This window comes from Kitasatospora paranensis (assembly GCF_039544005.1).
GTDB classification, from domain to species: Bacteria; Actinomycetota; Actinomycetes; order Streptomycetales; family Streptomycetaceae; genus Kitasatospora; species Kitasatospora paranensis.
This window is the reverse complement of record NZ_BAABKV010000001.1, coordinates 1,598,330-1,622,718: the sequence shown is the minus strand read 5'-3', so window position 1 is coordinate 1,622,718 and position 24,389 is coordinate 1,598,330. Positions and strand designations below refer to the sequence as shown.

Genomic DNA, 24,389 nt, shown 5'->3' with positions numbered 1-24,389 from the left:
AATCGTGTCCGCTGGTGAGCGTGGTCGGGAAGCCGCCGGCCGGACCGGCACTGGACTCCGCCGCGTCCGCTGGGGACGGGCGGCCAGAGAGGAGCATCGGATGGCACAGGACACAGCCGCTCGGCGGATCGTCGTCGGGGTCGACGGATCGCCGTCGTCCAACGCGGCGCTGCGGTGGGCCGCGCGGCAGGCCGGACTCAGCGGAGCCTCCCTGGACGCGGTGATCGCGTGGGAGTACCCGGTGACCTACGGCTGGAGCGGCACGGCACTCGACGGCGACTTCGCCGGATTGGCCGGCAAGGTCCTTGCGGCTGCCGTGATCACCGAACTCGGCCGGCAGCCGGAGGTCGGGGTGCGCGAACGCGTGCTGGGCGGCAATGCGGCCGAGGTCCTTCTGGAGGCCGCCCACGGTGCCGAGCTGCTCGTCCTGGGCAACCGGGGTCACGGCGGATTCGCCGAGGCGCTGCTCGGTTCGGTCGGCCAGCACTGCGTGCAGCACGCGGACTGCCCCGTGGTGATCGTCCGCGGCGAGCATCCGGACGCGTGACAGGCCGCGGCAGGACCGGCCCGCGAGCCCGGTCTGCCGACGGGATCGGCCCCGCCCTCAGGAGCCGACCGGATCCGGCCGGCGGATCCGGTCGGTGACCGAGACCACCCCGTCCACCGAGGCGCACAGCCGCACCAGGATCGGAGCCAGCTCGGCGCGCTCGACATCGCCGCTCAGGACGACCCTGCCCTGTTCCACCTCCACGCCGAGGAGGCCGGGCTGACCCCGGCGACCTGTCCCAGCACCTCTTCCAGGATCTCCGCCCGGATCGCGCGGTCGTCGCGGAGGAAGACCCGGAGCAGGTCGGCGCGGGCGACCACGCCCACCAGCCGTCCGTCCGTGTCGACCACCGGCAGCCGCTTGACGTTGCGGGCGTGCATCGTCCGTGCCGCCGCGACCACACTGGCCTCGCCCGTGATGCACACGGCGGGAGCGGACATGAGCCCCGACGCCGTCACCGGCGCGCCGTGTCGCGGTGGCGGGCCGGGCAGCAGGCCGGAGTGGTCCTCCTGGGCTTCCTGGGTGCGCAGCAGGTCGGCCTCCGACACCACGCCGATCGGGTGACCGGCGCCGTCCACGACGGGGACTGCGGTGATGCCGTACTCGTCGAGCAGAGCCACGATCTCGCGGAAGCCGGTGTCCGGCGCGACACTGATCGCCGGGCTGGTCATGACGTCCCGTACCGTGCGATGGCGCATGGTCCTCTCCTCCTCCCGGAGTGGGCGGGCGCGGCCGGCCCGAGGGGCCGATTCCACTGTGCCGACGGCCGTCGTCGGGGACGAGGGCCGCGGGGGTCGGCGGAGGGGGCCGGACGGCGCCTTCGTCGGGGCAGTCCGGCCCAGGCGGCCGCCGGCGCGGCTCGCTACCGTCGGTCGGGGGAGACGGCGCGGCCGCACCGGGCCGCGTGACGCGGGCGAGAGGGTCGCCCGCGTGCCCGGGCGCCCCGGGTCGGCCCGCCCAACCGAGCACTGCGGAGGCCCGCCATGTCATCCCCTCGGTCGATCCAGGCACCGGAGTTGCAGGTCAGCGCCGGTCGGGACGTGGCCCCGGCGACCGTCGAACACGCCCGCGCCAGGATCCTTGACCTGCTCGCCACGGTGCGGGAACCCGTGCTGTCCGCACGTGTGCGGCTGACCCGGATGCACAACCCCTCGGTCGAGCGGCCCGCCCTGGCACAGGCGACCGTCGATGTCGACGGCAGACTCGCACGTGCCCACGTGGCCGCCCCGACGATGGGCGAGGCGATCGGCCTGCTGCGCGACCGGCTGGCCGTCCAGCTCTCACGCCTGCACCGTGACCGGGAGGCACGGCGGGGCCGCGGCGGCGCGGCCCGCCCCCACGAGTGGCGGCGCGGTGACGAAGGATTGCACCGGCCCCACTACGTGCCGCTGCCGCGGGAGGACCGCCGCATCGTCCGGCGGAAGTCGTACCCGCTGGCGCTGGAGAGCGCGGGCGAGGCCGCACTCGAACTGGAGACGATGGACTTCGACTTCCATCTCTTCACGGAGATCGGTACGAGGGAGGACAGCGTCATCCACCGGTTCGGCGCCGGTCCCTACCGGCTCGCGCAGGTCCATCCGCGACCGGAGGCGCTCGCGCCGTCGGACCTGCCGATGACGGTACTGACGGCGCCCGCCACGCGCATGACGGAGGAGCAGGCGGTGGACCGGCTGGAGGCGACCGGCGGTCCGTTCGTCGTCTACGCCGACGCGTCGACCGGCCGCGGGAACCTGCTCTACTACCGCTACGACGGGCACTACGGCCTGATCAGCCCGGCGTCGGACCGACCCTCGGCGCACCGCGAACCGCAGCAATGATCCCGGGCCCGGCGGTGCCGCCCGACCGCCGGGGTCGGGCGGCAGCCGGCCGAGGGGTCAGTCGGTGGCGCCGTGTCCGATCCGGATCCGGCGGGCCGGCGCCTCGACCTGCCCGACCGGGCACGTCACCGTCAGCACGCCCTTGTCGAACGTGGCCGTGATGTCCGCCTCGCTCACCCCTTCGGGCAGCCGCAGACTGCGGGTGAAGAAGCCGTAACGGAACTCCGACCGCTGCTTCTCCCTCTTCTCCTCCGCCCGTTCGGCCCTGATGGTCAGCACACCGCCTTCGACGGTGATCTCGACATCCTTCTCGGGGTCCATCCCGGGGAGTTCGGCCTTTACCGTGTACATCCCCTCGTGCTCGGACTCCTCGACGCGGATCACGTGCTCGCCCATCCGCAGGTCGACGGGGAGATCCTCGAACCAGTCCGAGAACGTCGGCCACCAGTGCGGTGCCCGTCGGTGCATCATCTCGCCGGCCATGGCGATCCTCCTTGCCTGTTCGGGCCTTCCGCCGGTTCATGGTGCGGAAGGCCGGGTGAATTCGGTGAGGTCCTCGCGGGGCGCGGACGCTCCCCGCGGGAACCGGCTCAGTGCGGCACCGCGTCCGCGGTCTGTCGGCCCAGGGAGTCGCGGCCCCGCACGATCACCACGGGGCACGGCGCGTGCTGCGCGCAGTGCTGGCCCACGGAGCCGAGGAGCGCGCCCGCGAATCCGCCGATGCCCCGACTGCCGACCACGAGCAGGGCCACGTCGTCGTCCGCCGCCGCAGCGAGCAGGACCTGGGCCGGTGTGCCCTCGGCGGCCCGCGCGTGCACCTCCACGCGCGGTCCGGACTCCTGGACCTTCGCGATGGTCCCGGCCAGGACCTTGTCCGCGAGGATGCCGAGCTCCTTCTTCTCGCCGGCCGTCATGTCACCGCCCCATCCGGTGTACGGCGGCTCCCACGCGATCACGGCCTCCACGGCGGCGCCGGTGAGCTCCGCCTGCCGAAGGGCCCAGCGCAGGGCCTGGCCGGCCTGTTCGGAGCCGTCCACACCGACGACGATCCGGTCGGGGTTCCGCTCGTGGGTCATGGTGTGTCCTCGTGGTTCGGCCGGGTGCCGCCGTGCCGTGCCCCCGGCTCCGCGATCGGGCCGGCGCCCACCCGGGTGCACGCACGGTGTCCGTCGCCCGGATCCGTGCCGGTGCTCTCAGGTGTGCAGCGCCGGATCGTCGGCCGCTGCATCGGTCCGGCCCGCCCGGAGCAGCTGCTGCCCGAGGTCGACCAGGGCCCGGCCGGCCGCGTACTCGTCACCGACCTCCGGCACGGGCGGGTCGTGCGGGTTGCGGCGGGAACTCGTACGGCTCTCCAGGGTGTTGTCGCCGGTGTCGAGCACTGCGTGCACCTTGGTGGTGTCGCCCTCCTCGAACAGGTCGAGTCGCAGGGCCCACGACTTCGTGCGCAGCCGACCGTCGGTCGTGTCGTCACTCATTTCGGGATGCCTCCTGTCACGGCCGGATGTCCCGCCTCCAGCCTGAACCGCGAACCGTGTCCGCCGCTGGGGCCGATCGGCCCCAGCGGCGGCGTCGCACGGGCCGATGGCCGGGCCCCTTCCGCTCCTCCCGGGCGGCCCGGCCACCTTGCAGGATGGAGGAAGGGCCGGCCCGCCACTCCGGCGGTCCGCGACCCCCGTGGGGACGGTGACCTCCATGCACGGCCGCGCGACGACGGCGTTCCCGGAATCCGGCCGCACCGGGCCGGGGGCCGGGCCGCCGCCTGGCAGGACGCCCGGGGACTGCTGGACGGCCTTCCGGGAGAACGGGGGCTGAACATCGCGCACGAGGCCGTCGACCGCCACGTCGCCGCGGGCCGTGGCGACCACGTCGCGCTCCGCTGCGTTGCGGGCGACGGCACGGTGAAACCGGTGACCTATGCGCAGCTGGCCGCGAGCAGCAACCGGTTCGCCAACGTGTTGCGGGCCCTCGGGGTGGGACGGGGGAGCGGGTCGCCTCCTTGCTCGGACGCTGCCCGGAGATCTTCGTCGTGGCGTTCGGCAGCCTGAAGAACCTCTCGGTGTTCTGCCCGATGTTCTCCGCGTTCGGCCCCGCGCCGGTGGAGGAGCGGCTGCGGCTCGGCGACGTCCGCGTGCTGGTCACCACGGAAGAGCTGTACCGCCGCAAGGTGGCGGGCCACCGTGAGCGCCTGCCGGGGCTGCGGCACGTCCTGGTCACGGGCCCGTTCACCGGGACTCTTCCCGGCACGGAGTCGCTCAGTGCCCTGCTGGCCGATGCGTCCGACGCCTTCACGATCCCCGACACCGACCCCGAGGACATGGCGCTGCTGCACTTCACCAGCGGCACGACCGGTACGCCGAAGGGGCGGTCCACGTTCACGAGGCCGTCGTCGCCCACCATGCGACGGCCTCCCAGGCCCTCGACCTCCACCCCGACGACATCTTCTGGTGCACCGCCGACCCCGGCTGGGTGACGGGCACGTCCTACGGCGTCATCGCCCCGCTCACGCACGGCGCGACCGTGGTGGTGGACGCCGGGGAGTACGACGCCAGACGCTGGTACGGCATCCTGGCCGGGGAGCGGGTCAGCGTCTGGTACACCGCGCCGACCGCGATCCGGATGCTGATGCGGGTGAGCCCGCGCGGCCGTCCCCCGACCTGCCGCGCGCCTTCGATCTCTCGGCCCTGCGCTTCATCGCGAGCGTCGGCGAGCCGCTCAACCCGGAGGCCGTCCGCTGGGGCGAGGAGATCCTGGGCCTGCCGATCCACGACAACTGGTGGCAGACCGAGACGGGCTCCATCATGATCGCGAACCGGGCCGGTGGCGAGGTCAGGCCCGGGTCGATGGGCCGGCCGCTGCCAGGCGTGGCGGCAGGCATCCTGGAACGGGGACCGAACGGCCGTGCCGCGGTCCGCGACGGCCGTGTGCACGTCCTGACCGAACCCGGCGCCGTGGGGGAACTGGCGCTGCGCCCGGGGTGGCCCTCCATGTTCCGCGGGTACCTCGGCGCGGACGACCGCTACCGCTCGTGCTTCGCCGACGGCTGGTACCTCACCGGTGACCTCGCCCGGTGCGACACCGACGGCTTCTACTGGTTCGTCGGCCGAGCCGACGACGTGATCAAGTGCGCGGGACATCTCATCGGTCCGTTCGAGGTGGAGAGCACGCTGATGGAGCACCCGGCGGTGGCCGAGGCCGGAGTGATCGGCCGGCCCGACCCCGTCGCCGGGGAGGTGGTCAAGGCGTTCGTCTCGCTGAAGCCCGGCTTCGACGCCGACACCTCCCTGGCGAGGGACATCACCGCGTTCGCCCGGCGCCGGCTCGGCCCGGCCATCGCACCCCGCGAGATCGCCTTCGACCAGCACCTTCCGAAGACCCGGAGCGGCAAGGTCATGCGCCGCCTGCTCCGCGCGCGGGAGCTCGGCATCCCCGAGGGCGACGTGTCGACCCTGGAGGAGGCGGAATGACCCGCCGCACCGTGGCGGACTCCGGTCGCACCGACGCACGGGCGCCCGCCGACGTCGCACACCGGCTCCTGCTGCTGCGGGAGATGCTGAGAATCCGCCGGTTCGAGGAGCGCTGCGTCGAGTTGTACAGTGCCGGCGAGATCCGCGGCTTCGTCCACCTCTGCATCGGCGAGGAGGCCGTCTCCGTCGGTGTCCACCAGGCGCTGACACCGGAGGACGCCGTGGTCAGCACCTACCGGGAGCACGGTCACGCACTGGCCCGGGGCATCCCTGCCGAGGCGGTCCTCGCCGAGATGCTCGGGCGCACCAGCGGCTGCAGCGGGGGACGTGGCGGGTCCATGCACCTCTTCGACGCCGCACGCCGCTTCTACGGCGGCCAGGGCATCGTTGCCGGCGGCCTCCCCGTCGCGGCCGGTCTGGCGCTGGCCGACCGGATGCGCGGTCAGCAGCGGCTGGCCTGCTGCTTCTTCGGTGACGGCGCTTTCGCCGAGGGCGAGTTCCACGAGACGGCGAACCTCGCCGCCCTGTGGGGCCTGCCGCTGCTGCTGGTCTGCGAGAACAACCTCTACGCCATGGGTACTCCGCTGGCCCGTGAGCACGCCCAGATCGACCTCGCCGCGCGGGCGGCCTCGTACGGGATGGCGGCCTGGGCGGTGGACGGCATGGACGTGTCCGCCGTCGAGCAGACCACCCGGCGGGCCGCACAGGCGGTACGCGAGGGCGGTGGCCCGTACTTCCTGGAGGTGCGGACCTTCCGATTCCGCGCCCACTCCATGTACGACCCGGACCTCTACCGGGACAGGGCGGAGGTCGAGCAGTGGAAGAAGCGCGACCCGATCACCCTGCTCGTCGAGCGGATGCGCGCCGACGGCGCCTTCGACGAAGCCGGCCTGGAATCCCTGGAGAAGGAGATCGCGGAGGAGCTCGACGGGGCCGTCGGCCGGGCCCGGCAGGGCGGTGTCGAGCCCGCATCGCAGCTGCTCCGCTTCGTCCGCACCCCGACGGGGGAGCCGTCATGAGCAGGGCGAAGGGCGCCGACGAGCCGATCACCTACCGGGAGGCGCTGCGCGCCGCCCTCCGGGAGGCCCTCGCCGCCGACGACCGGGTCTTCCTGATGGGTGAGGACGTCGGCCGCTACGGCGGGGCCTTCGGTGTCAGCCTCGGCCTGCTCGACGAGTTCGGCCCCGAGCGGGTCCGTGACACCCCCTGTCGGAGTCGGGTTTCGTCGGGGCCGGCATCGGCGCCGCCATCGCGGGCATGCGCCCGATCGTCGAGATCATGACCGTCAACTTCAGTCTGCTGGCGCTGGACCAGATCCTCAACAACGCCGCGACCCTGCTCCACATGTCGGGCGGACAGGTCGCCGTGCCGCTGGTGATCCGGATGACGACGGGAGCCGGCCGCCAGCTCGCCGCACAGCACTCGCACAGCCTCGAAGGCTGGTACGCCCACATACCGGGCATCCGGGTGCTGTCGCCCGCGACCCTGGAGGACGCCCGGTACATGCTGGCACCCGCGCTCGCCGACCCGGACCCGGTGGTCGTGTTCGAGCACGGCTCGCTCTACAACACCTCCGGTGTCCTCGACACCGGTGCCGGCCCCGCCGACCTCGACCGGGCAGCGGTCCGGCGGCCCGGGACGGACGTCACCCTCATCACCTACGGCGGCTCGCTCGGCAAGGTGCTGGCCGCGGCGGACCGGCTCGCCGACGACCGGATCGACGCCGAGGTGATCGACCTCCGCACCCTCCGCCCGCTCGACGACGCCACCTTCGTCGGCTCCGTGCGCCGCACCCACCGTGCTGTGGTGGTCGACGAGGGTTGGCGGACGGTCGGCCTGTCGGCGGAGGTGGCGGCGCGCGTCACCGAGCAGGCCTTCTTCGACCTGGACGCGCCGGTGGAGCGGGTGTGCGGGGCCGAGGTCCCCGTCCCGTACGCCCGCCAGTTGGAGGAGGCCGCACTGCCCGGCGTGGCCGACGTGGTGGCGGCGGCCCGACGGGCGGTGGGCTGAGATGGCCGAGTTCACGATGCCCGCGCTCGGTGCCGACATGACCGAGGGGACGCTCACGGAGTGGCTCGTCCAACCAGGGGACCACGTCGTCCGGGGCGACATCGTGGCGGTGGTCGACACCGCCAAGGCAGCCATCGAGGTCGAGTGTTTCGAGTCCGGCACGGTCGAGGCGCTTCTCGTGGAGCCGGGAACGACCGTACCGGTGGGCCGCCCGCTTGCCGTGATCGCACCGGCTCCGCACACCCGGACGGCGGAGCTCGGGGCGGATCACCCACGGGCGTCGGGGGCCGGCGTACCGGCGGCCACCGAACGGTCCACCGCCACCCCGCTCGTCCGGAAGCTGGCCGAAGAGAGCGGTGTGGAACTCGCCGCACTCGAAGGGACGGGCCACGGGGGCGGGTCACCCGCTCCGATGTGGCCGCTGCCGCCTCCGCAGCGAGGCCACGACCGCCGACGGCCAACCCGGCACCCGAGGCCGCAGACGCGTCGGCACGGCCTCGGACGCCGCCGCAGGCCGCCACGGGAGCCACCGTCGCGAGGCCACCGGCCGGTCACCGTGTGAAGGCGACCCCGCTGGCCAGACGCGCCGCGGCCGAGGCGGGCCTCGACCTCGCCGGTGTCCGGGGTACGGGTCAGGACGGCGCTGTCCGGATCGCCGATGTCCGGGCCGCCATCGCCATCGCCACCGCCATCGCCACCGAACCGCCGGACCGGTCCGGACCTCCGGACGCCCCGAGGACGCCCACGCCCGACCGGTCGGCGGCGATGCGCCGTGCCGTCGGCGATCTAATGGCCCGTGCCAAGCGGGAGATCCCCCACTACTACCTCGCCACGACCGTCGACCTGTCCACCGCGATGGCCTGGCTCCGCGAACGGAACCGCCGACTGCCGGTCACCGAGCGGCTCGTGCCCGCCGCCCTCCTGCTCAAAGCCGCTGCCGTCGCCGCCCGGGAAGTGCCGCAGCTCAACGGCCACTGGATCAATGGCGGATTCGTCCCCGCGCCGGCCGTCCACCTCGGGGTGGCGGTCGCGCTGCGCGGCGGCGGCCTCGTCGCTCCCGCCATCCACGACGCCGCCGACCTGCCGGTGACCGACCTGATGGCGGAGCTGCGCGATCTCGTTGCCAGAGCACGTGGTGGGCGGCTGCGCGGCTCGGAGACCACCGACCCGACGATCACCGTGACCAACCTCGGGGACCAGGGCGTGGAAACCGTGTTCGGCGTCATTTACCCGCCCCAGGTCGCCCTGGTGGGTGTCGGCAAGGTGGTCGAGCGGCCGTGGGCCGCGGCCGGGATGCTCGGTGTACGGCCCGTGGTGACCGCCACCCTGTCGGCCGACCATCGGGTCACCGACGGAGCGACGGGCGCCCGCTACCTGTCCGCACTCGACCGGCTGCTGCAGACACCGGAGGCGTTGTGAACCACGACCAGGCACTTGCCCTCGTCCGCGAGGTACTGACCGAGATCGTCCCGGACGCGGACTTCGCCGTCCTCGCCCCCGACGAGAACTACCGGCAGGCCCTCGAACTCGACTCGCTCGACTTTCTCGGCCTCGTCGAGCAGCTGTCCGTCCGGGCCGGCTGCCGGATCGACGAGGACGACTACCCGCGCCTGGCCACCCTCGCCGCGAGCGCGGACCTCCTGGCGGAGCGCACCTGACGGCACGTGCTCCGGCACGACGGCTCGCCGCGCCGAGCCCCGCGCCTGTGCAGCGGTGCCGGACCTCGTGGCCCGGCGGGGCCATTGGCCGCGCCCGAGGAGGCGCAGCGCCCTGGACTTCGTCCGGGCCCGCACCCTTGAGGGGTCTGCGAGAATCGGTCCCGCGCCCGGCACAGCCGCGGGTACCGGAGACCAGAGGAGGCCTGGGTGGGCGGGGACGATGTGGCGCGGTCGCGGATTCCGCAGCTCAGGCTCGACGAGCTGCTGGAGGAGCTGCAGGCGCGGATCGACGCGGCCCGGGGGACCAGGGACCGGGTGCACAGCCTGCTGGAGGCGGTGCTGTCGGTCGGGCGTGAACTCGACCTGACCCAGGCGTTGCGACGGATCGTGGAGTCCGCCGCCGTCCTCGTCGATGCCCGCTACGCAGCGCTGGGAGTGATCGGTCCGGACGGTGAGTCGCTGTCGCAGTTCCTGACGGTCGGGTTGTCCGAGGAGGAGATTGCCGGAATCGGGCCCTACCCGACCGGCAAGGGGCTGCTGGGCGAGCTGATCACCCACCCGGAGCCCCTGCGGCTGGAGGATCTGTCACAGCATCGGGCCTCCTTCGGCTTCCCGGCCAACCATCCGCCGATGCGGACCTTCCTCGGGGTGCCCGTCCGGGTGCGGGAGGAGGTGTTCGGCAACCTGTACCTGACCGACAAGCGCGGCGGTGAGGAGTTCGACGCCGACGACGAGTCGGTGATCGCGACGCTGGCGGTGGCGGCCGGGGTGGCGATCGACAACGCGCGGTTGTACGAGGAGGCGCAGCGCCGGCAGCGCTGGCTGAGCGCGAGCGCGGAGATCACTCGCAGTCTGCTCTCGGGCAGTTCGCGCGCCCAGGTGGTGGAGTTGATCGCGCAACGGGCGCGCGAGATCACCGGCGCGGAGCTGGCGGACGTGGTGGTGCCCGAAGCCGGCGGGACACTGCGTCTCGAGCTCGCGCTGGGCGGGGACGCGGCCGGAAGGACAGGCCTCGTGGTGCCGCAGGAGGGCACGCTCTCGGGGGCGGCCACTACGCAGGGCACCCCGGTCACCACCGTGGACCTGGCCACCGATCCGCGCCTCGTGGGCGATCCGCGACGCCGGGAGCAGCTGGGCCCGGCGGTGGCGGTGCCGCTGGGGCGCGCCGGAGGGCACATCGACGCCGTCCTGCTGCTGGCCCGCCGGGCGGGGAGACGCTGTTCACCGAGCGGGAGATCGGACCACTGCTCGGATTCGCGGACCAGGCTGCGCTCGGGCTGGAACTGGCGTCCAGGCGCCGGGACGCCGAGCAGCTGGCGATGCTGGAGGATCGCGACCGGATCGCCCGTGACCTGCACGACCTGGCGATCCAGCGCCTGTTCGCCACCGGGATGACGCTGCAGAGCGCCGCCCGCTTCATCGAGCACCCCGGCGCGTCCGACCGGGTGCTCCGAGCGGTGGGCGACCTGGACGAGACCATCAAGATCATCCGATCGACGATCTTCGGACTCCGCGCGCGGGACGAGGCGGCGGGCTCCGGCCTGCGGGCCAGGGCGGTCAGGGCGGTCGAGACGGCACAGGCGGCACTGGGCTTCGCGCCGAGGCTGAGCATGGAGGGCCTGCTGGACACCGACGTCCCCTCGGGGGTGGCCGACCACGTGGTGGCGGTCCTGGGTGAGGCATTGAGCAACGCTGCCCGGCACGCCAACGCCGGGCGGGTCGAGGTGGTGCTGCAGGCGACGGGGACGCAGGTGGTGCTGACCGTTCAGGACGACGGTGTCGGCATCCCCGCGCAGGGACGGCGCAGCGGCCTGCGCAACCTCGCCGAGCGGGCCGAGGGCCTGGGCGGAGCGCTGGAGCTGACGAGCCCGCCGGGCGGTGGAGCACGGCTGGTCTGGTCGGCGCCGCTGGGAGGCTGAGCGTCATCTCCCCCGTTGTTGCGGGAGATGACGTTGTGTTCACAGGTCGCTGAGGCCTCCAGGAGGCGTCCGGTCACCAGCTCCGCGAGGATCCGGATGCCCACCTGGCCCAGGTGTCGACACGGGTCGGGATCGTGCGGCGCCGGGCCTTCGTCGATGGCGGCCCGGCCGAGCACGGTGACGCTCCAGCCGGTGCCGTCCGACGGGCTGACCTCGCCCGCCTCGAAGGCCACGAGCGCCCCGGACACGGCCCGGACCAGCTCGGATCCTGCGGCTGCGCACAGCAGCACGCTGCCGTCGCCGCCGAGGCGGAAGCGGGTCGGCAGGACGGCCGGCAGGGCACCGACCGTGTAGACGACCCGGCCGACGCTGGTCGTGCCCAGGAGCCGCCGGCAGTGCCGTTCGTCCAGCGGCTGGTGCTCGGTGGATGGGTTCTGGTCTGGCTTCATGGCATCAAGGGTCGCCTCGAACCGGTGCGGGTGTGAGGGGCCGATGGTCCCCCGAGGGCCGTCGGGAGGCCCCGGACAGGAACGGCGGTCCGCGTCGGCCGGTGCCGACCGCTCCGCTCAGCGCGTCGGGCGAACGACCGGGTGGTCGTGGGCGGCGGTGGCCTGGGTGGCGATGACGGCAGCCTGGACACGGCGCTCGACCCCGAGCTTGGCCAGCAGCCGGGAGATGTGGTTCTTCACGGTCTTCTCGGCGAGGTAGAGCCGCAGGCCGATCTCACGATTGGTCAGGCCCTCGCCGATCAGGGCGAGGATCTCCTTTCCCGGTCGGTGAGTTCCGGGAATGCCGGGGCCTGCGGTCCGGAGTCGCCGCGCAGGCGGGCCATCAGCCGGGTGGTGGCGCCCGGGTCCAGCATGGACTGCCCGGACGCCACGGTGCGGACGGCGGAGACCAGGTCGGTGCCGCTGATCTGCTTGAGCACGTACCCGGCTGCGCCGGCCATGATGGAGTCCAGCAGGGCCTCCTCGTCGTCGAAGGAGGTGAGCATCAGACAGGCGAGGTCGGGCATCCGCGAGCGCAGCTCCCGACAGACCGTCACACCGTCGCCGTCCGGCAGCCGCATGTCCAGCACGGCGACGTCGGGGCGCAGCGCGGGGACGCGGGCGATCGCCTGCTCGACGGTGGCTGCCTCGCCGACCACGATGAGGTCGGGCTCGGCGTCCAGGAGGTCGTGCACGCCACGGCGGACGACCTCGTGGTCGTCGAGGAGGAACACCCGCACCGGGACGGTCGCCTTGTCTGCCGCACTCTGCGCCATCAACTTCTCCGCGCTCGTGGCCCCGTCGGTACGGCGGGGCGGAGGAATCCTGTGGAGAGTCTGGCGGAGCGTCGGGGGCAGGGGTAGGGCCGGACGGCCCTATCGACCGGTGGGAAGAAGGGGTGGGCCCGTGCCGCGGTCGGCTCAGCCGGCCCGGTGGTCGCCCGGCCCGGGGCCGCGCATGGTGCGGCCGGTCCATACGGGCTCGATCCGGGCCCAGGACTTCTGCCAGTCCTCCGTCGCCGTGCGGTTCAGGTGCCGCAGCCGGAGACCGAGACCGCAGCCGATGAGGAGGGAGAGGCCACCGAAGGTCAACAGGCCGGCCCCGGCGGCGTGGGCGTCGATGTCGGCGGTGGTCGTGGGGGCTGCGGAGAGCAGGCCGGTGTCGGTGACCCAGATGTCCGCGCTGCCGCCCGGTGCGGTGTACCGGGTGACGCCGACCGTGGCGGTGTGGAACCGGCCGACGGGGTAGGTCCAGTCCACCTCCACCTGGTAGGCGACCGTGCCCAGGGTGGTGGCGGGAGAGGTCCGCCGGGCCCCGGAGAGCGCGACCGCCTGCAGATGGTGCAGGTGAGGGGCTGCCGCCGCAGCCCTCCGTTGCTCCGAGGCCAGCGCGGCCGAACCGGCGGCGGCGCCCATCGAGGCGGCCAGGGCGAGACCGAGCGATGCGAGCAGCAGGGCCCGGCTGCGGGCCCGGTCGACAGGCCGACTCAGCATGCTGCTTTCGGCGCCGAGGGCCCGCCGCAGATGCCGGCGCCACGCTCGGGCCGCGCGGTGGGGTGTGTGGGGCATGGGTCGCTCCTTCGGGGACGGCGCTGCGTCGGCGGGTGCGGAATCTCCGGGCCGGTCCCACCCGGTGGGGGACGCCACGAACGGGTGGCCGGGTCGTGGGCCACCGCCGGGGTCGCAGGGAAGGCCGGTGGTCCCTGACGGTTCCATGGTCCGGTCGCGGCGGCGCCTGGGGCGGGCCCGACCGTGAGGGGCACGCCGGCCCCCGTGCCCCGCCCTTGGGCTGCGAGGGCACGGCGTGGAGCGTGCGGCGAGGGCGGCGTCCGCGTCCGTCAGTCGTGCGGGACGACGGCGACCGGCGCCTCGGCGTGGTGGAGGACGGCGTGGGCGACCGGCCCGATCCGCATCCCCGCGCCGTGCGGGCGGCGCCGTCGCCCGACCACCACCAGGGCGGCGTCGGCGGACGACTCCACCAGGGCCGACGCACCGGTGCCCGGGCGGCAGTCCTCGATCAGGACGACGTCCGGGTACTTCTCGCGCCGGGCCGCCAGCGCCTCCCTGAGGAGCTCGGCCTCGATCGTGCGGAACTGGTCGGCCTCGACCTGCGAGGGCACCCAGCCTGCGTACCCGTAGACCGGCGGCGGCGTCCAGCCGTGGACGGCACGCAGCACCGCTCCCTGCCGGGCGGCCTGGCGGAACGCGAAGTCGATGACGTCGTCGGAAGGGGCCCGGGTGTCGACGCCGAGGACGACCTCCCGTCCGCCGTGGTCGCCCGGGTGTCCGCCTCCGATGGCAGGGACGAGCACGGTCGGCACCCCGCAACGGGCGACGACGGCCAGGCCGACCGAGCCGACCAGCAGGCCTGCGAACCCCCGACACCCCGCGAGCCGAGGACCAGCAGATCGGCGTCGGCGGCGGCCTCCACCAGCCTGTCCACCGGCTCGGCGCCACCGATCAGGTCGGTGTCCACCTCAAGCCCGGGGTGGGTGCGCCGGACGTCCTGCTGCGCGTCCGCGAGCATGCGCAAGGTGAGGTCGCGCACGTCCGACGGCCGGCCCGGGTCCGCGTGGACGTCGTCGAGCCAGGTCTGCGCATGGACCAGCCGCAGGCCGCGCCCCCGGCGGACGGCCTCGCCGGCCGCCCAGCGGGCGGCCGCAGTGCTCTGCGGGGAACCGTCGATGCCGGCAAGCAGATACGGCGTCATGGGAATCGTCCTCCTGGACTGTGAGGGGCGGCCGGTCCTGCCCGGCGCGCGGCGACAGGGTCGGTGCCCCCGGCCCGGCGCACCCGCACGGATCGGCGGGTAGGGCCAGCCTTCGCCCGTCGGGGTGCGGCGGACAGGGGCCGGGCAGCCTCCGGAGCAGGGCCGCAGGTCCCGAGGGCGTGCCGCCGCAACCTGGCCCGGTCGGCCCTGTGCGCGGCCGCATCCGGAGCGTGACGATAAGTCAGACCTCAGTGGTGTTCCGCCCGACGAGTCCGAGGAGACCATCGCGATGCCCACCGACCCCCAGCCGGCGTCCGCACCGGCGTCCGCACCGCCGTCCGATCAGGAGCTCCGCACCCTCGACGCGCACTGGAGGGCCGCCAACTACCTGGCGGTCGGCCAGATCTACCTGCTGACGAACCCGCTGCTCGGGGAGCCGCTGACCCCCGAGCAGATCAAGCCCCGGCTGCTCGGCCACTGGGGCACCTCACCGGGCCTCAACCTGGTGCACACACACCTCAACCGTGCGGTGAAGCAGCGCGACCTGGACGCGATCTGCATCTGGGGCCCCGGCCACGGCGGCCCCGCCGTCCTCGCCAACTCCTGGCTGGACGGCAGTTACACCGACACCTATCCGGAGATCACCCGCGACGCCGCCGGCATGGCCGCGCTCTTCCGGCAGTTCTCCTTCCCCGGCGGTGTACCCAGCCACGTCGCCCCCGAGACACCCGGATCGATCCACGAGGGCGGGGAGCTCGGCTACGCGCTCTCGCACGCGTACGGCGCGGCGTTGGACAACCCCGGTCTGCTGGTCGCCTGTGTGATCGGCGACGGCGAGGCGGAGACCGGTCCGCTGGCGGCCTCCTGGCACGGGAACAAGTTCCTCGACCCGGTGCACGACGGGGCCGTGCTGCCGGTCCTGCATCTCAACGGATACAAGATCGCCAATCCTGCGCTGCTCGCCCGGCTGCCCGAGGCCGAGCTCGACGCCCTGTTGCGCGGCTACGGCCACGAACCGCTGTACGTCACCGGCACGGACCCGATGGCCGTCCACCGGGCGATGGCCGCAGCCGTGGACACCGCACTCGACCGGATCACCGCCGTCCAGCGGGCCGCCCGCCAGGACGGCTGCACGGACCGCCCGACCTGGCCACTGATCGTGCTCCGCACCCCCAAGGGCTGGACGGGCCCCGCCCAGGTGGACGGCGTCCCCGTCGAAGGCACCTGGCGCGCCCACCAGGTGCCCCTGGACCAGGTCCGGGACAACCCCGCCCACCTCGCCCAGCTGGAGGCGTGGATGCGCTCGTACCGGCCCGAGGAACTCTTCGACGCCCACGGCCGGCCCACCGAGCAGGTCCTGGCCTGCGTCCCCGAAGGGACCCGCCGCCTGGGCGCCAATCCGCGCGCCAACGGAGGCCTGCTGCTGCGCGACCTGCCGCTGCCGCGGCTGGAGCAGTACGCCGTACCGGTCGACAAGCCCGGGGTGACCCTGCACGAACCGACCCGCGTGCTCGGCGGCCTGCTCGAGCAGGTGATGGCGGACACCGCGCAGCGCCGGGACTTCCGGCTGGTCGGTCCGGACGAGACCGCCTCCAACCGCCTGCAGGCGGTGTACGGCGCCACCGGCAAGGCGTGGCAGGCGGACACCCTGCCCACCGACGAGCACCTCGCCCACGACGGACGGGTGATGGAGATCCTCTCCGAACACACCTGCCAGGGCTGGCTGGAGGGCTACCTGCTGACCGGCCGGCACGGCCTGTTCTCCTGCTACGAGGCTTTCGTGCACATCGTCGACTCGATGGTGAACCAGCACGTCAAGTGGCTGCGCACCACCCGGCGGATCCCCTGGCGGGCCCCGATCGCCTCGCTCAACTACCTGCTCACCTCCCACGTCTGGCGCCAGGACCACAACGGCTTCTCGCACCAGGATCCGGGCTTCGTCGACCACGTCCTCAACAAGAGCCCCGAGGTCGTACGGGTCTGGCTCCCGCCGGACGCCAACACCCTGCTCGCCGTCGCGGACGGCGTGCTGCGCAGCCGCGACCACGTCAACGTGGTGGTCGCCGGCAAGCAGCCCTGCTTCGACTGGCTCCCGCTCGACGACGCCCGTGCCCACTGCGCGCGCGGAGCGGGCAGGTGGGAGTGGGCCGGCACGGACGACGGCGGACTCGACCCGGACGTGGTGCTCGCCTGCGCCGGCGACGTCCCCACCCAGGAGGTGATCGGCGCCGCCGGCCTGCTGCGCCGTCATCTGCCGGACCTGGCCGTCCGGGTGGTCAACGTGGTGGACCTGACGCGGCTGATGCCGAGCGAGGAACATCCGCACGGGATGCCGGACGACGAGTTCGACGCCCTGTTCACCCGGGACAGGCCGGTGGTCTTCGCCTACCACGGCTACCCCTGGCTGATCCACCGCCTTGCGTACCGCCGCACGGTCCATCCGCACCTGCACGTGCGCGGCTACAAGGAGTCCGGCACCACAACGACCCCGTTCGACATGGTGGTCCGCAACGACCTCGACCGCTACCGCCTGGTGATGGACGTCATCGACCGCACCCCCGGCCTCGCCGTCCGCGCCGCCGACCTCCGCCGGCAGATGGCCGACACCCGGTCCCGGCACCACGCCTGGATCCGTGAGCACGGCACCGACCTGCCCGAGGTCGCCGACTGGACCTGGGGATCCTGACCCGCCGGGACACCGCCGAAGGAGCTGAGCACCATGGACCTGCCCGTCGCCGTCGGAGTGGACACCTCCACGGCAAGCCTGGCGGCCGCCGACTGGGCCGCGACCGAGGCGGCCCTCCGCGACCGCCCCCTGCGCGTCCTGCACGCGCTGCCCCTGATGCCGCACCTGCTGCCCGTCGGGGCCACCACGCTGCCGCTCGACGGGAGCGCCCTGCTCCACCACGTCCGGCACGTGCTCGCGGTGCGCCACCCGCAGGTGCGCGCGCACACCGAGGAGGTCCACGACATCGCCACGGCCGCGCTGGTGGCCGCCGCCGAGGACGCCGAACTCCTGGTCCTGGCGGCCCGCGGCGACGGCGGCTTCGCCGGGCTGCGGGTCGGATCCACCGCCCTGCACGTCGCCGCGAGGGCGGGTTGTCCGACCGTGCTCCTCCCGGTGGAGGCGGCGGACGAGGGGCTCCGGGATCACCTCGCCGTCGCGGTCGATGCCCGCCGTCCCGGCGCTGCGGTGCTCGACTTCGCCTTCGACGCCGCCCGTCGGCGGCGCCTGCCGCTGCGGGTGCTGCACGCCTTCCCGGCGGCGGGGCCGACCGGCCGGGGTGGCGGGCGGGAGGCGGAGGCCGCTCTGCTCGGTGCCGTCCTCGCCCCGTGGAAGGCCGCGCACCCGGAGGTCGAGGTCGTCGAGGAGTCCGAACCCGCGGGCGCGGGGCTGTTGCTGGTCGAGGCATCCGCCAAGGCCCGGCTGCTCGTCCTCGGACGGGGGCCCGTCGCCACGACCGGGCGCCTGGGCCCCGTGGCCCATGCCGTCCTGCACCACGCCACCTGCCCGGTCGCCCTCGTCCCGGGCCTCTGAACCCCGGCGCCGGGACCTTCGGGCCGCGGCGGGGCTGAACGGCCCCTGGGCCGGGACGCGGGCAGAGACGGAGAGTTCCGAAGGACAGCGGTCGCGCGCGGTGGGCCCGCGGCCGATCGACACGAAGGAGCGTACGACCATGCGTCACGCGGTAGTGGTGGGGATCGACGGATCGGCGCAGAGCGCGGCCGCCGCGCGCTGGGCCGCGGAAGAGGCCGGCCGGACGGGACGGGGCCTGCGGATGGTCCACGTCGCGGACGCGGACGGCGGTGCGCCCGCGCGGACCGGGCGTCAGGCGGCCCGACTGCCGGAGTCCGTGGCCGCGATCCGCGACCGGATCGCGGCGGCGCGGCCGGAACTCGAGATTGCCTGCGAGCGCATGGCCGGAAGCCCCGCGTACGTGCTGGCCGCCGCGGGGGAGCGGGACGGCCTGCTCGTCCTCGGCTCCCGCGGCCGCGGCGGGGTCGCAGGCCTGCTCGCCGGCTCCGTCGGGCTCCGTACGGCGGCCCACGCCCGGTGTCCCGTCGTCCTGGTCCGTGCGGGGTACGACGGTGCGGCCGGAGCCGGGGGCGAGATCGTGGTGGGCGTGCAGGGAGACCGGCCCTGCGACGCGGTGCTCGGCTTCGCCTTCGACCAGGCGGCGCGGGTCGGCGCCGTCCTGCGGGCGGTGGAGGCCCGCACCCTTTCCGCCGGCCCGTACGTGACGCAGGCTCCGCTGGATCAGCAGGCGATCAGGGAGTCGTTGGTGGCCGACCGGCTGGTGCACCTCCAGGATGCCCTGAGCCGCTGGCGGGAGAAGTTCCCCGATGTCCCGGCCCGCGCGGAGGTGGCGAGCGGTGGTGCGACCGAGGCCCTGCTGGAGGCCTCGCGCGGAGCGTCCCTGGTCGTCCTGGGACGGCGCGCACCCGGGCACCCCATGGCCGCGCCCCGCCTCGGGGCGGTGGCCCGCGACGTCCTCCACCACTCGCGCTGCCCGGTCGCCGTCGTCCCGCACGAGTGAACGGCGGCGATCCGGCGGCGACCCGGGTCGGACCGTGACGGCCGACCCGGACGGTCGGCCGCCGCGGTGGACCGCAGGACCGGCCGACGGTGAACAAGGGACCTTCGGCCCGAAGCCCGGTCCCGACCGGCGGACCCCTCAACGCCACGACAGCGCAAGGCTGTGTGACGGGCGCCGACGACCAGGCGCCCCATCCCGGACAACGACCCGAAAGGTGGTCCACCATGCCCCGCCGCCCGCAGACCGCGAAGAGCGCCGAACCCGCATCCGGTGCCGTTGCCGAGCCGCGCATCGGGACCCCTGCCGACCCGGCCGTCCCTGCCGTGTCCGACGCGGTGGACCGGCTCGTCTCCGGCGCGACCGCCGCGCTGGCCGAGTACGCCTCCTTCACCCAGGAGCAGGTCGACCACATCGTCCGGAAGGCGTCCCTGGCCGCGCTGGCCCGGCACACCGGACTCGCCGTCATGGCGGTCGAGGAGACCGGGCGCGGAGTGTTCGAGGACAAGGCCGTCAAGAACGTCTTCGCCTGCGAGAACGTCACGCACGTGATGGCCCGGACGAAGACGGTCGGCGTGGTGCGACGGGACGACATCGACGGCATCGTGGAGATCGCCGAACCGGTCGGTGTGGTCGCCGGTATCACCCCGGTGACCAATCCGACCTCCACCACGATCTTCAAGTGCCTGCTCGCGCTCAAGACCCGCAATCCGATCGTCTTCGCCTTCCACCCCTCGGCCCAGCGCTGCTCCGCCGAGGCGGCCCGGACGGTGCGGGACGCCGCCGTCGCGGCAGGCGCCCCGGCGTCCTGCATCCAGTGGATCGACCAGCCGTCGATGGCGGCCACCGAGGCCCTGATGGACCATCCGGACGTGGCCACCATCCTTGCCACCGGCGGCAACGCGATGGTGCGGGCCGCGTACTCCTGCGGCAAGCCCGCGCTCGGCGTCGGCGCGGGGAACGTGCCCGCGTACATCGAGCGGAGTGCCGACCTCCGGCAGGCGGTCAACGACATCGTGCTGTCCAAGTCCTTCGACAACGGCATGATCTGTGCCTCCGAGCAGGCCGTCATCCTGGACGCCGAGATCCGGGACGCCGCGCTCGGGGAGTTCCGGAGGCTGAAGGCCCACCTCGCCACCGGTGAGGAGAAGGCCCTGCTGGAGCGTCACCTGTTCGGTGCCGGTGAGGGGACCGCGTGCGCCGGGGACCGCCTCAACGCTGCCGTGGTGGGCCGTTCCGCGCCGCAGATCGCCGAGGCCGCCGGCTTCACCGTCCCCGCCGACACTTCGGTGATCCTGGTGGAAGCGGCCGGAGTCGGGCCGTCCGAGCCGCTGACCCGGGAGAAGCTCTGCCCGGTGCTGGCCGTGCTCACCGCGGACTCGCGCCGGGCCGGAATCGAACTGGCCGCTGCCATGGTCGAGTTCAACGGGCTCGGCCACTCGGCGGCCGTGCACACCGCGGACGCCGCCTTCGTCGAGGAGTTCGGCCACGCGGTGAAGGCGTGCCGGATCATCTGGAACGCCCCGTCCTCCCAGGGCGGCATCGGGGACGTCTACAACGCGTTCATGCCCTCGCTCACCCTCGGCTGCGGGTCCTACGGCCACAACTCGGTGGCCGGCAACGTCTCCGCGCTCAACCTCGTCAACATCAAACGGATCGGGCGGCGCAACACCAACATGCAGTGGTTCAAGGTACCGCCGAAGATCTACTTCGAGCGCAACTCCGTCACGTACCTGGCCGACATGCCGAATGCCCACCGGATCGTCGTCGTCACCGACCGGACGATGGTGGAGGTCGGCCACCTGGAGCGGATCCGCGGCATCCTCGACCGCCGCCGCGAGCCGGTCGAGGTGCGGGTGGTCGACTTCGTCGAGCCCAATCCGAGCATCGACACGGTGCGCCGGGGCGCCGAACTGATGCGCGCCTTCCGGCCCGACACCATCGTCGCGCTCGGCGGCGGCTCGCCGATGGACGCGGCCAAGGTGATGTGGCTGATGTACGAGCACCCGGAGGTGGACTTCGCCGACCTGAAGGAGAAGTTCTTCGACATCCGCAAGCGCGCCTTCACCTTCCCCGACCTCGGCGAGAAGGCCAGGCTGGTCTGCATCCCGACCACCTCGGGCACCGGCAGCGAGGTCACGCCGTTCGCCGTCATCACCGACACCGCCACCGGCCAGAAGTTCCCGCTCGCCGACTACGCGCTCACCCCGAGCGTGGCCATCTGCGACCCGGCGCTGACCACCCACCTGCCGCCCGACGTCACGGCCGACACCGGCTTCGACGCGCTCACCCACTGCATCGAGACCTACGTCTCGGTCTACGCCAACGACTTCACCGACGGCCTGGCGCTCCAGGGCATCCGGTTGATCTTCGAGAACCTCGAACGGGCCGTGTCCGACGGCCCGAACGACCCGGTCGCCCGCGAAAAGATGCACAACGCCGGCACCATCGCCGGAATGGCCTTCGGTTCCGCCTTCCTCGGGGTCGTCCACGCCATGGCGCACACCCTGGGGGCGACCTTCCACATCGCCCACGGCCGCACCAACGCACTGCTCCTGCCGCACGTGATCCGCTACAACGGCACGGAGCCGGCCAAGGTCACGGGCTGGCCCAAGTACCGGAGCTACGTCGCCCCCGAGCGCTATCAGGCGATCGCCAGGATGCTGGGTCTGCCCGCCGACACCCCGGAGCAGGGCGTTGCGGCGCTGGCGACCGCCGTCGAGGAACTGCGCGACCGGGTCGGCATCCCCCGCTCGTTCAAGGAGGCCGGGGTCGACGAGGCGGCCTTCCTGGCAGCCCTGCCGCAGCAGGCGATGAACGCCTACGAGGACCAGTGCGCCCCCGCCAACCCGCGCATGCCGATGCTCGACGACATGCAGCAGATCATGCGCCGCGCCTTCCGCGGCAACCCGGCCTGACCACCCCCGCACGTGAGGAGCAGGGACATGACCGCACCGTACACGGAGCGCCTCGACGAGGCCGACGACACCGTCCACAGCAGTGCCTGGCGCGGCTTCGAGCGCGGACGGTGGTGCGAGAGCGTCGACGTCCGGGACTTCGTCCAGCGCAACTACACCCCGTACGAAGGCGACGCCGCCTTCCTGGCCGGCCCGACCGAGCGCACCACGGCGCTCTGGCAGCAGGTGAGCGCGCTGTTCCCCGAGGAGCGCGCCAAGGGTGTCCTCGACGTGTCCCACGACATTCCCTCCGGCATCACGGCGCATGCGCCGGGCTGGATCGACCGGCACCGGGAGCTGATCGTCGGCCTGCAGACCGACGCGCCGCTCAAGCGCGCGATCATGCCCAACGGCGGGTGGCGGATGGTGGCCGGCGCCCTGGAGACCTACGGCTACCCCGTCTCCGCCGAGCTCGAGAAGATCTTCACCCAGTACCGCAAGACCCACAACGCCGGGGTCTTCGACGCCTACACCCCCGAGATCCGCGCGGCCCGCAGGGCGGGGATCATCACCGGCCTCCCGGACTCCTACGGGCGCGGCCGGATCATCGGTGACTATCGGCGCGTCGCCCTGTACGGCGTGGACCGGCTGATCGCCGTCAAACGCCGGGAGAAGGACACGCTGAACGCCCTGCCGGACGACCCGGCCCGGATCGAGGAGGTGATCCGCTCCAGGGAGGAACTCGCCGAGCAGATCAGGGCACTGCACGAGCTGAAGGAGATGGCCTCCGCCTACGGCTACGACGTCTCCGGGCCCGCGCGCAGCGCCCGCGAGGCCGTGCAGTGGCTGTACTTCGCCTACCTCGCGGCGGTCAAGGAGCAGAACGGCGCCGCGATGTCGCTGGGCCGCACCTCGACCTTCCTCGACGTCTACTTCCAGCGGGACATCTGCGCGGGGAGGCTGACCGAGAGCGAGGCCCAGGAGCTGGTCGACGACTTCGTGATCAAGCTGCGGATCGTCCGCTTCCTGCGGACCCCCGAGTACGACCAGCTCTTCTCCGGCGACCCGACCTGGGTCACCGAGTCCATCGGCGGCATGGGGGAGGACGGCCGCCCACTGGTCACCCGGACCTCGTTCCGCTACCTGCAGACCCTCCACAACCTGGGTCCGGCGCCGGAGCCGAACATGACGGTCTTCTGGTCCCCGGAACTCCCGCGAGGATTCAAGGAGTTCTGCGCCGCGACATCGATCGCGACGTCCAGCATCCAGTACGAGTCGGACGAGCTGATGCGCCCGCGCTTCGGCGACGACACCGCCATCGCCTGCTGCGTGTCCGCCATGGCGGTCGGCCGGCAGATGCAGTTCTTCGGTGCCCGGGTCAACCTCGCGAAGACGCTGCTCTACGCGATCAACGGAGGCCGGGACGAGATGTCCGGCACGCAGGTCGGCCCGGAGACCGGCGCGATCACCTCGGAGGTCCTCGACTACGAGGAGGTGCTCGACCGGTTCGACCGGCAGATGGAATGGCTGGCCGAGACCTATGTCCACGCACTGAACGTCATCCACTACATGCACGACAAGTACGCCTACGAGCGCCTTGAGATGGCGCTGCACGACCGGGACGTCCGGCGCACCATGGCCTGCGGGATCGCCGGGCTCGCGGTGGCGGCGGACTCGCTCTCGGCGATCCGGTACGCGACGGTGCGGCCCGTCCGGGACGCCACCGGGCTCGTCACCGACTACGCCGTCGAGGGCGACTACCCGGCCTACGGGAACAACGACGACCGGGCGGACGCGATCGCGGTCGGGCTGGTCGAGCGGTTCATGGCGAAGGTGCGCAAGCACCCCACCTACCGCAACGCGGAGCACACCCAGTCCGTCCTGACCATCACCTCGAACGTCGTCTACGGCAAGAAGACCGGGAACACCCCGGACGGCCGCCGCTCCGGTGATCCGTTCTCCCCGGGCGCCAACCCCATGAACGGGCGCGACCGGCACGGCTACGTCGCCAGCGCCCTGTCCGTCGCCAAGCTGCCCTACGAGCACGCCGAGGACGGCATCTCGCTGACCAACACCGTCACCCCCGACGCCCTGGGACGCACCCCCGAGGAGCGGATCGCCAACCTCGCCGGAGTGCTCGACGGCTTCACGGCGGTCGGCGGCTTCCACATGAACGTCAATGTCCTCGACCGCTCCACTCTGCTCGACGCCATGGAACACCCGGAGAAGTACCCGCAGCTGACCATCCGGGTCAGCGGCTACGCCGTCAACTTCGTCCGGCTGACCCGCGAGCAGCAGCTCGACGTGGTCAACCGGACCTTCCACGGCTCGCTCTAGCCGGCTCA

General features: G+C 73.0%; 20 protein-coding genes and 6 pseudogenes. 16 read left to right on the top strand and 10 right to left on the bottom strand.

Going from position 1 to position 24,389, the window contains the following annotated elements; translation table 11 throughout:
* Window positions 1-100: 100 nt before the first annotated feature.
* A complete protein-coding gene (locus tag ABEB13_RS08170) occupies window positions 101-547 on the top strand; it encodes a universal stress protein (protein ID WP_345704922.1) in 447 nt (148 codons plus the stop codon).
* A 57-nt stretch (window positions 548-604) separates the two neighbouring features.
* Here the strand turns inward: ABEB13_RS08170 and ABEB13_RS08165 are convergent, their stop codons facing one another.
* Window positions 605-745, bottom strand: coding sequence for a BON domain-containing protein (locus ABEB13_RS08165; protein WP_345704921.1), 141 nt, complete (start codon window positions 743-745; stop codon window positions 605-607).
* Window positions 721-1,245: a CBS domain-containing protein gene (locus ABEB13_RS08160; protein ID WP_345704920.1), complete on the bottom strand. Its 525-nt coding sequence runs from the start codon at window positions 1,243-1,245 to the stop codon at window positions 721-723. The genes ABEB13_RS08165 and ABEB13_RS08160 overlap by 25 nt, the downstream gene beginning before the upstream one ends.
* A gap of 285 nt (window positions 1,246-1,530) precedes the next feature.
* Here ABEB13_RS08160 and ABEB13_RS08155 point away from each other — a divergent pair, with 285 nt between their 5' ends.
* On the top strand, window positions 1,531-2,364 hold the full coding sequence (locus tag ABEB13_RS08155) for a ribosome hibernation promotion factor (protein ID WP_345704919.1): 834 nt from the start codon (window positions 1,531-1,533) through the stop codon (window positions 2,362-2,364).
* 57 nt (window positions 2,365-2,421) lie between these two features.
* Here the strand turns inward: ABEB13_RS08155 and ABEB13_RS08150 are convergent, their stop codons facing one another.
* The 3 genes from ABEB13_RS08150 to ABEB13_RS08140 form a co-directional block, all read right to left on the bottom strand.
* Window positions 2,422-2,847, bottom strand: a complete 426-nt coding sequence (locus ABEB13_RS08150; RefSeq protein WP_345704918.1) for an Hsp20/alpha crystallin family protein — start codon at window positions 2,845-2,847, stop codon at window positions 2,422-2,424.
* A gap of 107 nt (window positions 2,848-2,954) precedes the next feature.
* A complete protein-coding gene (locus ABEB13_RS08145) occupies window positions 2,955-3,440 on the bottom strand; it encodes a universal stress protein (RefSeq protein WP_345704917.1) in 486 nt (161 codons plus the stop codon).
* A gap of 117 nt (window positions 3,441-3,557) precedes the next feature.
* Complete coding sequence (locus ABEB13_RS08140) at window positions 3,558-3,839, bottom strand: dsRBD fold-containing protein (RefSeq protein ID WP_345704916.1); 282 nt, start codon at window positions 3,837-3,839, stop codon at window positions 3,558-3,560.
* Window positions 3,840-4,390: 551 nt separating this feature from the next.
* Here ABEB13_RS08140 and ABEB13_RS08135 point away from each other — a divergent pair.
* The 9 genes and pseudogenes from ABEB13_RS08135 (at window position 4,391) to ABEB13_RS08095 (ending at window position 11,415) form a co-directional block, all read left to right on the top strand.
* On the top strand, window positions 4,391-4,834 hold the full coding sequence (locus tag ABEB13_RS08135; protein WP_345709591.1) for an AMP-binding protein: 444 nt from the start codon (window positions 4,391-4,393) through the stop codon (window positions 4,832-4,834).
* A pseudogene (locus tag ABEB13_RS08130) lies at window positions 4,787-5,166 on the top strand (AMP-binding protein); the annotation flags it as partial. The gene ABEB13_RS08135 and the pseudogene ABEB13_RS08130, both read left to right, overlap by 48 nt.
* Window positions 5,055-5,828 (top strand): AMP-binding enzyme, encoded by a 774-nt coding sequence (locus ABEB13_RS08125; protein ID WP_345709590.1) that lies wholly within the window; start codon window positions 5,055-5,057, stop codon window positions 5,826-5,828. The pseudogene ABEB13_RS08130 and the gene ABEB13_RS08125, both read left to right, overlap by 112 nt.
* Complete coding sequence (gene pdhA, locus ABEB13_RS08120) at window positions 5,825-6,847, top strand: pyruvate dehydrogenase (acetyl-transferring) E1 component subunit alpha (RefSeq protein WP_345704915.1); 1,023 nt, start codon at window positions 5,825-5,827, stop codon at window positions 6,845-6,847. The genes ABEB13_RS08125 and pdhA overlap by 4 nt, the downstream gene beginning before the upstream one ends.
* A pseudogene (locus ABEB13_RS08115) lies at window positions 6,844-7,838 on the top strand (alpha-ketoacid dehydrogenase subunit beta). Before pdhA ends, ABEB13_RS08115 begins: the two are co-directional and overlap by 4 nt.
* A gap of 1 nt (window position 7,839) precedes the next feature.
* Window positions 7,840-8,400, top strand: coding sequence for a biotin/lipoyl-containing protein (locus ABEB13_RS08110; protein ID WP_345704914.1), 561 nt, complete (start codon window positions 7,840-7,842; stop codon window positions 8,398-8,400).
* Window positions 8,397-9,257 (top strand): 2-oxo acid dehydrogenase subunit E2, encoded by an 861-nt coding sequence (locus tag ABEB13_RS08105; RefSeq protein ID WP_345704913.1) that lies wholly within the window; start codon window positions 8,397-8,399, stop codon window positions 9,255-9,257. Before ABEB13_RS08110 ends, ABEB13_RS08105 begins: the two co-directional genes overlap by 4 nt.
* A complete protein-coding gene (locus ABEB13_RS08100; protein WP_345704912.1) occupies window positions 9,254-9,496 on the top strand; it encodes an acyl carrier protein in 243 nt (80 codons plus the stop codon). The genes ABEB13_RS08105 and ABEB13_RS08100 overlap by 4 nt, the downstream gene beginning before the upstream one ends.
* Before the next feature lie 207 nt (window positions 9,497-9,703).
* Window positions 9,704-11,415, top strand: a pseudogene (locus ABEB13_RS08095) (sensor histidine kinase).
* 218 nt (window positions 11,416-11,633) lie between these two features.
* Here the strand turns inward: ABEB13_RS08095 and ABEB13_RS08090 are convergent.
* From ABEB13_RS08090 to ABEB13_RS40400, 5 genes and pseudogenes are all read right to left on the bottom strand, one after another.
* Window positions 11,634-11,864, bottom strand: a pseudogene (locus tag ABEB13_RS08090) (pyridoxamine 5'-phosphate oxidase family protein); the annotation flags it as partial.
* 117 nt (window positions 11,865-11,981) lie between these two features.
* Window positions 11,982-12,679: pseudogene (locus ABEB13_RS08085) on the bottom strand (response regulator).
* 144 nt (window positions 12,680-12,823) lie between these two features.
* A complete protein-coding gene (locus tag ABEB13_RS08080; protein WP_345704911.1) occupies window positions 12,824-13,471 on the bottom strand; it encodes an Rv1733c family protein in 648 nt (215 codons plus the stop codon).
* A 269-nt stretch (window positions 13,472-13,740) separates the two neighbouring features.
* Window positions 13,741-14,214: a universal stress protein gene (locus ABEB13_RS08075; protein WP_345704910.1), complete on the bottom strand. Its 474-nt coding sequence runs from the start codon at window positions 14,212-14,214 to the stop codon at window positions 13,741-13,743.
* Window positions 14,215-14,288: 74 nt separating this feature from the next.
* Window positions 14,289-14,612, bottom strand: a pseudogene (locus tag ABEB13_RS40400) (universal stress protein); the annotation flags it as partial.
* A gap of 289 nt (window positions 14,613-14,901) precedes the next feature.
* Between ABEB13_RS40400 and ABEB13_RS08070 the strand changes: the two are divergent.
* The 5 genes from ABEB13_RS08070 to pflB all read left to right on the top strand — a co-directional run bounded on the left by ABEB13_RS08070 (window position 14,902) and on the right by pflB (window position 24,381).
* Complete coding sequence (locus tag ABEB13_RS08070; protein WP_345704909.1) at window positions 14,902-17,298, top strand: phosphoketolase family protein; 2,397 nt, start codon at window positions 14,902-14,904, stop codon at window positions 17,296-17,298.
* Window positions 17,299-17,331: 33 nt separating this feature from the next.
* The gene (locus tag ABEB13_RS08065; protein ID WP_345704908.1) at window positions 17,332-18,150 is read left to right on the top strand and encodes a universal stress protein; all 819 of its coding nucleotides are present in this window, start codon (window positions 17,332-17,334) and stop codon (window positions 18,148-18,150) included.
* 139 nt (window positions 18,151-18,289) lie between these two features.
* A complete protein-coding gene (locus ABEB13_RS08060) occupies window positions 18,290-19,150 on the top strand; it encodes a universal stress protein (protein WP_345704907.1) in 861 nt (286 codons plus the stop codon).
* Between the two features lie 224 nt (window positions 19,151-19,374).
* Window positions 19,375-22,065: a bifunctional acetaldehyde-CoA/alcohol dehydrogenase gene (gene adhE, locus ABEB13_RS08055; RefSeq protein WP_345704906.1), complete on the top strand. Its 2,691-nt coding sequence runs from the start codon at window positions 19,375-19,377 to the stop codon at window positions 22,063-22,065.
* 27 nt (window positions 22,066-22,092) lie between these two features.
* Entirely contained in the window at window positions 22,093-24,381 is a 2,289-nt protein-coding gene (gene pflB / locus ABEB13_RS08050) for a formate C-acetyltransferase (RefSeq protein WP_345704905.1), read from the top strand.
* Window positions 24,382-24,389: the final 8 nt, after the last annotated feature.

Excerpts from the sequence above, each read along its gene's own strand:
- ABEB13_RS08070 (WP_345704909.1), top strand. The coding sequence starts at position 14,902 with ATGCCCACCGACCCCCAGCCGGCGTCCGCACCGGCGTCCGCACCGCCG.
- adhE (WP_345704906.1), top strand. The coding sequence starts at position 19,375 with ATGCCCCGCCGCCCGCAGACCGCGAAGAGCGCCGAACCCGCATCCGGT.
- ABEB13_RS08170 (WP_345704922.1), top strand. The coding sequence starts at position 101 with ATGGCACAGGACACAGCCGCTCGGCGGATCGTCGTCGGGGTCGACGGA.
- ABEB13_RS08140 (WP_345704916.1), bottom strand. The coding sequence starts at position 3,839 with ATGAGTGACGACACGACCGACGGTCGGCTGCGCACGAAGTCGTGGGCC.
- ABEB13_RS08065 (WP_345704908.1), top strand. The coding sequence starts at position 17,332 with ATGGACCTGCCCGTCGCCGTCGGAGTGGACACCTCCACGGCAAGCCTG.
- ABEB13_RS08110 (WP_345704914.1), top strand. The coding sequence starts at position 7,840 with ATGGCCGAGTTCACGATGCCCGCGCTCGGTGCCGACATGACCGAGGGG.
- ABEB13_RS08080 (WP_345704911.1), bottom strand. The coding sequence starts at position 13,471 with ATGCCCCACACACCCCACCGCGCGGCCCGAGCGTGGCGCCGGCATCTG.
- pdhA (WP_345704915.1), top strand. The coding sequence starts at position 5,825 with ATGACCCGCCGCACCGTGGCGGACTCCGGTCGCACCGACGCACGGGCG.
- ABEB13_RS08155 (WP_345704919.1), top strand. The coding sequence starts at position 1,531 with ATGTCATCCCCTCGGTCGATCCAGGCACCGGAGTTGCAGGTCAGCGCC.
- ABEB13_RS08060 (WP_345704907.1), top strand. The coding sequence starts at position 18,290 with ATGCGTCACGCGGTAGTGGTGGGGATCGACGGATCGGCGCAGAGCGCG.
- pflB (WP_345704905.1), top strand. The coding sequence starts at position 22,093 with ATGACCGCACCGTACACGGAGCGCCTCGACGAGGCCGACGACACCGTC.
- ABEB13_RS08150 (WP_345704918.1), bottom strand. The coding sequence starts at position 2,847 with ATGGCCGGCGAGATGATGCACCGACGGGCACCGCACTGGTGGCCGACG.
- ABEB13_RS08145 (WP_345704917.1), bottom strand. The coding sequence starts at position 3,440 with ATGACCCACGAGCGGAACCCCGACCGGATCGTCGTCGGTGTGGACGGC.
- ABEB13_RS08160 (WP_345704920.1), bottom strand. The coding sequence starts at position 1,245 with ATGCGCCATCGCACGGTACGGGACGTCATGACCAGCCCGGCGATCAGT.